The sequence below is a fragment of the uncultured Mycobacterium sp. genome, assembly GCF_964249325.1.
In the GTDB taxonomy this organism is placed as follows: domain Bacteria; phylum Actinomycetota; class Actinomycetes; order Mycobacteriales; family Mycobacteriaceae; genus Mycobacterium.
On sequence record NZ_CAXUCH010000155.1, the window covers coordinates 1 to 7,215 of the forward strand.

Annotated in this window: 6 protein-coding genes and 1 tRNA gene; 3 read left to right on the plus strand and 4 right to left on the minus strand. The window is 65.8% G+C overall.

Annotation, left to right across the window (positions count from 1 at the left end; all coding sequences use genetic code 11):
- Window positions 1-72: 72 nt before the first annotated feature.
- From ACFE99_RS17425 to ACFE99_RS17435, 3 genes are read right to left on the minus strand one after another with little or no spacing between them, the layout of a single operon-like run.
- Window positions 73-1,398: an ABC transporter substrate-binding protein gene (locus ACFE99_RS17425; RefSeq protein WP_375487458.1), complete on the minus strand. Its 1,326-nt coding sequence runs from the start codon at window positions 1,396-1,398 to the stop codon at window positions 73-75.
- The gene (locus ACFE99_RS17430; RefSeq protein WP_375487460.1) at window positions 1,395-2,222 is read right to left on the minus strand and encodes a carbohydrate ABC transporter permease; all 828 of its coding nucleotides are present in this window, start codon (window positions 2,220-2,222) and stop codon (window positions 1,395-1,397) included. The genes ACFE99_RS17425 and ACFE99_RS17430 overlap by 4 nt, the downstream gene beginning before the upstream one ends.
- Window positions 2,209-3,081 carry a carbohydrate ABC transporter permease gene (locus ACFE99_RS17435; protein WP_375487462.1) on the minus strand — a complete coding sequence of 291 codons (873 nt, stop codon included), beginning with the start codon at window positions 3,079-3,081 and terminating at the stop codon, window positions 2,209-2,211. The genes ACFE99_RS17430 and ACFE99_RS17435 overlap by 14 nt, the downstream gene beginning before the upstream one ends.
- Window positions 3,082-3,167: 86 nt before the next feature.
- Here ACFE99_RS17435 and ACFE99_RS17440 point away from each other — a divergent pair, with 86 nt between their 5' ends.
- The 3 genes from ACFE99_RS17440 to ACFE99_RS17450 all read left to right on the plus strand — a co-directional run bounded on the left by ACFE99_RS17440 (window position 3,168) and on the right by ACFE99_RS17450 (window position 6,797).
- Window positions 3,168-4,685 carry a TldD/PmbA family protein gene (locus tag ACFE99_RS17440; RefSeq protein WP_375487464.1) on the plus strand — a complete coding sequence of 506 codons (1,518 nt, stop codon included), beginning with the start codon at window positions 3,168-3,170 and terminating at the stop codon, window positions 4,683-4,685.
- Window positions 4,682-6,043 carry a metallopeptidase TldD-related protein gene (locus ACFE99_RS17445; RefSeq protein WP_375487466.1) on the plus strand — a complete coding sequence of 454 codons (1,362 nt, stop codon included), beginning with the start codon at window positions 4,682-4,684 and terminating at the stop codon, window positions 6,041-6,043. The genes ACFE99_RS17440 and ACFE99_RS17445 overlap by 4 nt, the downstream gene beginning before the upstream one ends.
- 680 nt (window positions 6,044-6,723) lie before the next feature.
- Window positions 6,724-6,797, plus strand: a tRNA-Ile gene (locus ACFE99_RS17450).
- A 157-nt stretch (window positions 6,798-6,954) separates the two neighbouring features.
- On the opposite strand, the gene ACFE99_RS17455 is transcribed toward ACFE99_RS17450, so the two are convergent.
- Window positions 6,955-7,098, minus strand: a complete 144-nt coding sequence (locus ACFE99_RS17455; protein WP_375487468.1) for a hypothetical protein — start codon at window positions 7,096-7,098, stop codon at window positions 6,955-6,957.
- Between the last annotated feature and the right edge of the window lie 117 nt (window positions 7,099-7,215).

Here is a 7,215-nt window from a genome sequence, read left to right on the forward strand (position 1 = left end):
ACCGACATTACTGCCACGCAAGAACCTCGACCGTGGATGAAAACCCAACTGTGGATAACACTCGCTTGGGCGCTAACGCCGTGCTGCGGCGTTGGCCGCGGCTTGCGCCCGCCGCAGGGTGGCCGCGACGTCGCCACGGCCCAAGAACATTTCGTCGAAATACGGTTTGAGCGCCTGATAGCCGGCCGAGAAGCCGGCACCGCCCGGCGCGGCGATGCGCGGTCCCTTCAACACCGCGAAGAACGGTGTGACGTCGACGCCTTTGGCGGTCCAGTAGTCGAAGTACGCCCGCTGCGCCGAGCGCACCGCGGGGATCGCGGTTCCTCGCCGGCCCAGGTACTCGTTGCCCTGCTCGCTGCCAAGCCAGGCCAGCACCTGACGCACCGCATCGGGGTGCGTCGACGCGAAATTACCAGCCGCGGCAATGCCGTTCGTGACGCTGACCCGCCCTTTGGGGCCACTCGGCAACATGGCCACTCCCCAGCGAAAGCGGGCGTTTTCGGCGACCGCGGCGAGGTTGTAGGTGCCGGACTGAAACAACGCCATCTTGCCGGCCAGAAACTGGTTGCGGCAGAAATCGCCGTTGTCGTTGGTGTCCGACGCCGGCGGGGAGACATGGTCGGCATTGATCAACCCAACCAGGTAGCTGAAAGCGGCGACTGCTCTGGGATTGTCGAACGCGAACCGATCACCGTCCTGGAACACGCCACCGGCCGAGCCGATGTAATTCAAGTAGATGCCCTGCGGGTCGTTGGCCGCGTTGTACCCCCATTGCCGGACTCGGAAGGCGTCGAAATCCGCTGTGACCGCGGCGCGCCCGTCGGCGTCGACGGTGAGCCGGGCCAGCAGTGGACGTAGCGTGTCGTCGCTGCCGGGGCTCCACCGCAGCGAATCCAACATCGAAGGATCGATCCCTGCGGCTGCCAGCAGATCCGCGTTGTAGTACACGGCAATACCGGCGTCGGTCAACTGCGGCACTGCCCACAGCACACCGTCACGGGTGAACTGCTCAACCACCGACGGCTCCCAGTCAGCCTCGCCGGCATCGATTTTCATCAACCGGCCACTGTCGGCATACCCGGCCAGATAAGCGTTGGACAGCCAGAAGATGTCGTCCGCGCTGCCGCCGGCGACATCGGTACGCAGTGTCTCGAAGTATGTCGAGTACGCCACCACATTTGTGCGCACCTCGATATCGGGATGCGCGCGGGTGAAAGCCGCGAACGACTGTCGATACGCCGCAGCGACCTGGTCGTCCCACAGCCGCACCGTCACCACTGTCGTGCCGCCACGAGGTTCATACGACCGGCCCAACAGCACCGCCGTCGCAGCCAGCGCCGCAGCCAACAGGACCACGGCGGCAGCAACCAACGTCGAAAATCTTGGTCGCCAGGTCATTTCAGCCCCGTGACAATAATCGAGCGCACAATGCGCCGCTGAAACGCCAGGAACAGCACAGTCAGCGGCACGATCGCGACGGTCGTCGCGGCCATGACCAGCGTCCACTGGGCGTTATAGCGCGACTGCAGCGCGGCCGTCGCCACCGTCAGCACCCGCCACCTACCCCCGCTGGTGATCACCAGCGGCCACATGAAGTTGTTCCAGTGCGATACGACGGTGATCAGTGCCAGCGTGACCAGCACGGGACGGCTCGCCGGCATAACCACGTGCATGATTACGTCGAGGGTGTTGGCCCCGTCCAGCCGCGCGGCGTTGACCAGATCGTCAGGGATCGCGCGAAAGTACTCTCGCAGCAGAAAAATCGCGTATGGCGAGCCGAACACGAACGGCAACACCAGCGCCCAGAACGAGTTGCGCAACCCGACTTGGGCCATCATCAGATAGAGCGGCACGACCGTCACCGTGGCCGGGACCATCAACGTCGCTATATAAACCCAAAACAACGCATCCCGGCCGGGAAATCGCAGCCGCGCAAAAGCATAGGCAGCCAACACCGAAAAGCTCATCTGGCCAAGCAGAATCAGGGCGGTCATCAGTGCGGTGACCGCCGACGCGCGGCCGAACCCAGCGTTGCCCAGATCGGCGTAGTTGCTCAGCGTGGGGGGCCGCGGCCATGCCAGCGGCCTGCCGGTCGCGAACTGGTGCGAGGAGGTGAACGACGTCAGCAAGCCAAGTGCGAAGGGCGCCAATGTGATGACTGCGCCGACAGTCAGGCCGGCGTAGACCGCGAAAGCCGAGGCCAGTTTTCTAGGTGAGGTCATAGCTGATCCGCCGTCGGAAGTACCGGTGCTGGACCATGGTCGCGCCCACCAGAATGACGAACAGCACCACCCCCATAACCGCGGCCCGACCGATCGCCGCCGAGCCGAACGCCTCCGCGTAGATGCGATGGGCTACGAGGTCGGTGCGGCCCTGCGGCCCGCCGCCGGTCAGCGCGTATACGGTGTCGAAAACCTGCGCAGCGCTGACAATCCCGGTCACCAGCACGAAGAACATGGTGGGCCGCAGCATCGGCAGCGTGATACGCCAGAACCGCTGCCAGGCAGTCGCGCCGTCAGTGCGTGCGGCGGCGTAGAGCTCAGCGGGGATGGCCAGAATGCCGGCCACGAAGAACAGCGCCACATAACCCACGTTGCTCCACACCACCACGGCCGACACCACCGGCAGCGCCAGACCCGGATCGGTAAGCCACTCGATGCGATGCCCCAACACGGTGGCGACCGCGCCGTCGGTGGGCGCCAGAATCCACCGCCACAGCACCGCAATCGCCAGCGGCGCGCAAATCCACGGCAGCACATACAGCGTGCGGAACATCCCGCTGCCCGGCAAGCGGCGAGCCAGCAACGCCGCGGCCACCAGCCCGAGCACCGTCTGCGCGGGCACCACGATGGCCACGAACACCAGCGTCACCAGCAGCGAGTTCCCGAACGTCCGATCGGTCAGCACGGAACGCCAATTGTCCAGTCCGACATACTCGATCGGGCCGAGCAGATCCCAGCGGTGCATGCTCAGCCACACGACGACCAGGATCGGCAGCAGCAAAAACGCGACCACGCCGAACAGGCTCGGAGCCAGCAGCGTATAGCCCAGTGCGGTGGATCGTCGCGGCGCAGCGGTCATCGGGTCGGCCGCTCCTCGTCGCTTCGTTCTGCATCGTCGTCGGCGCGGGCCATGAGGGTATTAAAGCCGGTCGTTACGGTGGAGCCGTGACACAGAACCGCGGGATCGATGCCGACTTTCTGCACCTGCCCCGCCACGAGCTGGCCGACGCCGCCCTCTCCGCGGCCACTGCGGCGGGCGCCAGCCACGCTGACCTGCGACTCCACCGCATCAGCACTGAGATCATCCGGCTGCGCGACGGCGAGCTGGAGACCTCCGTCGTCAACCGCGACATCGGCCTGGCGGTTCGGGTCATTGTTGAGGGCACATGGGGGTTTGCGTCACACGCAGAGCTGGCGCCCGACGTCGCGGCGGACACCGCGCGCCGCGCAGTGCAGGTGGCCACCACGCTGGCGGCGCTGAATGCCGAGCGGGTGGAGCTGGCGCCGGAGCCGGTGTACGCCGACGCCACCTGGGTGTCGAGCTATCACATCGACCCGTTCATGGTGCCCACCGCCGACAAGATTGCGCTCCTGCAGGCCTACTCGGGCAGGCTGCTGGCCGCCGACGGAGTCGACCATGTGTCGGCTGCGCTGAGCGCGGTCAAGGAGCAGACGTTCTACGCCGACACGTTCGGGTCGTCGATCACCCAGCAGCGCGTGCGTCTGATGCCCGTCCTGGAGGCGGTGACGGTCGACACCGCGACGGGGGTGTTCGATTCGATGCGCACACTGGCGCCGCCGACCGCCCGCGGCTGGGAGGTGCTAGCCGGCGACGAGGTGTGGAATTGGAGCGACGAGCTCGCGCAGTTACCGTCGCTGCTGGCCGAAAAGCTGAAGGCGCCCAGCGTGACGCCCGGGCCGACCGATCTGGTGATCGATCCGACCAACCTGTGGCTGACGATTCACGAATCCATCGGCCACGCCACCGAATACGACCGCGCCATCGGCTACGAAAGCGCTTACGCAGGCACCTCGTTCGCCACGCCCGACAAGCTGGGCACCCTGCGCTACGGTTCACCGGTGATGAACGTGACCGCCGACCGCACCGTCGAGTACGGCTTGGCGAGCGTCGGTTACGACGACGAAGGCGTGGCCGCTCAGAGTTGGGACTTGGTGCGCGACGGGATATTCGTCGGCTATCAGCTCGACCGGGTTTTCGCCCCGCGGCTCGGTCAGACGCGGTCCAACGGCTGCTCGTACGCGGACTCGCCGCACCACGTTCCGATCCAGCGGATGGCCAACGTGTCGCTGCAGCCGGCGCTCGAGGAAGTCAGCACCGAGGACTTGATCGGCCGGGTTGAGGACGGCATCTACATTGTGGGCGACAAATCTTGGTCAATCGACATGCAGCGCTACAACTTTCAGTTCACCGGGCAGCGGTTTTTCCGCATCCGCGGCGGCCGATTGGACGGACAGCTGCGCGACGTCGCATATCAAGCCACCACCACCGACTTCTGGAACTCCATGGAAGCCGTCGGCGGGGCGTCGACGTGGCGGTTGGGTGGCGCCTTCAACTGCGGCAAAGCCCAACCCGGCCAGGTGGCCCCGGTCAGCCATGGCTGCCCGTCGGCGTTGTTCCGCGGTGTCAACGTCCTCAACACCCGAAGCGAGGCCGGCCGATGATCCCCGCGTCCCAAGTCGTCGATCTGGCACTGGATGCCGCCCGCGCCGACGAGACCATCGTGTTGGTCACAGACCGCGCCGAGGCTTCGCTGCGCTGGGCGAACAACTCCATGACCACCAACGGGGTATCGACCAGCCGCAGCACCACGGTGATTTCCATTCTGCAGGACGGTGATACGGCACGCGTCGGTTCCCTGCGGTCGGCCGAGGTCGACCCGTCGCTGATACCCGCGCTGGTAAAGGCGTCGGTGGAGGCGGCCCGCTCGGCGCCGAAGGCCCGCGACGCTGCAGCCCTTCTCAGCGGTGGCGGCGTGCCCGACGACTGGGACGCTCCTGTGTCGGGCACCGGGGCGGAGGTTTTCGCCGGGGTCGCGGGCCCGTTGAGCCGAGGGTTTCGCGGCGCCGACCAGCTGTACGGGTTTGCCCATCACGGGGTGGAGACGACGTTCTTGGCCTCGTCGACGGGCCTGCGTCGCCGCTATACCCAGCCCACTGGTTCGGTGGAGATCAACGCCAAACGCGGCGGGGCCAGCGCGTGGGCCGGTACTGGCACATCCGATTTCGCCGAGGTGCCAACGGATTTGTTGCTTGAGCAGCTCTCGACACGGCTGGGCTGGGCCGCGCGCACCGTCGAGTTACCCGCGGGTCGCTACGAGACGATCATGCCGCCCGCGACGGTCGCCGACATGATGATCTACCTGCAGTGGTCGATGAGCGGGCGCGGCGCTCAAGAAGGCCGGACCGCCTTCGCGGCCCCCGGCGGCGGAACCCGCGTGGGCGAGCGGCTCACGGATCTGCCGCTGACGCTCTACTCGGATCCGTGGGCTCCCGACCTGGCATGCTCGCCGTTCGTCGCCGTCAGCGCATCGACGGAAACGGTGTCGGTGTTCGACAACGGAATGGATATCGAGCGGGTCGACTGGATCCGCGACGGGGCGATCAATGCGCTGGCCTATCCGCGGGCGGCCGCCGCCGAGTTCGACGCTCCGGTCGCGGTAGCGGCCGACAACCTGCTAATGACAGGCGGATCGGCGGATTTGGCCGACATGATCGCGGCCACCGAGCGCGGGCTGTTGCTCACGACGCTGTGGTACATCCGTGAAGTCGACCCGACCACGCTGCTCTTGACAGGGCTGACGCGCGACGGCGTCTACCTGGTCGAAGATGGCCAGGTAACCGCTGCCGTCAACAACTTTCGGTTCAACGAGAGCCCGATGTCTCTATTGCGGCGGGCCACCGAGGCCGGCGCCAGCGAGGTGACGCTGCCGCGGGAATGGGGCGATTGGGCCACCCGGGCGGCGATGCCGTCGTTGCGGATACCGGACTTTCACATGTCGTCGGTGAGCCAGGCGCAGTAATCCTCCGGTCACGGTTGGCGGATCGACGAGCAGCGCAGCACGAGGCCGCCGAGGCGCTGTTCGGTGCCATCATCGCCCTTCTGGACAAGCACCAGCATGCCCACACCCTGACCGAAGAGGTTGTCGAAGAACTCGCTCGTGCGTGCGCCGGCTGTAGCAACGAACGTTCCGCAGCAGGACCGATTGGGGCCGTAGCGGCGACGCGGCTCCGCGGCCGCGGTATCTACCTGGGTAGACGATCGCCTGTCTTGGTGCCAGGGCGATTGGGCGCATCATATTTCGCTCGGCGGACGGATAGCTGTTGCTGTGGCCGCCGCAGTTGCAGTGAGCGCCGACATGGCACGCGGTCACTGAGGGTATCCAGACCGGGCCCTCCCAAATGCCCCACTCCTGATGACCGGGGTCCCATCCGACCGACGGTCCCCCTGCGGCTGCGGAGGGGGAGCCGGCACGTCCGGCGGCGCGTTCATCGCAGGCCTCCCCAGGGACCATCCCGACCTTGGCTGGTCTCAGCTTATGGCCCTGAGGGCGCCGCAACTCAACTTTGGTCATCGCGATGACCGCTACGAGCGCGGGAAGTCACTACACCGCAGCGCTTGGCCCTCCAGGCCGCCAGGATGACCGCCTTGCTGTAGCAGAAGATGCGTCTGCGAAAATTGCACGAGCACTAGTCGCGCTACGGGGCGGTAGCTCAGTCGGTTAGAGCCGCGGACTCATAATCCGTTGGTCGCGGGTTCGAGTCCCGCCCGCCCCACTTTAAAGGGCCTGGTCACAGTAGTTAAGAGCGGTTAGAGTCGCTAGGGAGAGCCGTTTGCATACGCGACGTGTACGCGAACGGGCGACGGTAGATTCCTCTAGCTAACTCGGCGATCAGTGCGAAATTCGGTACTCGCGGGTGACTCGTAGAGCCTTCACCATTTGATTCTGGCGAGTATGTCGGAGGCGAGTTTTTCGGCGTAGGTGCCAGCCAAGTTCGGATCGGCCACGGTCGCATCGGTAGGAATATTGCTCGGATCGAGGCAGGTCCTTACGCCGACGACGACGTTCGCGCGCACACCGAGGACCTGTTCACACGCACTGTTGCCACTCTCCCTGTTGATGCCAGCCATCGAGACGGTCAGCACGTCGTCGTGAAGTTGCACCGCGCCGAGGTTGTAGCGCCACCCGACTTC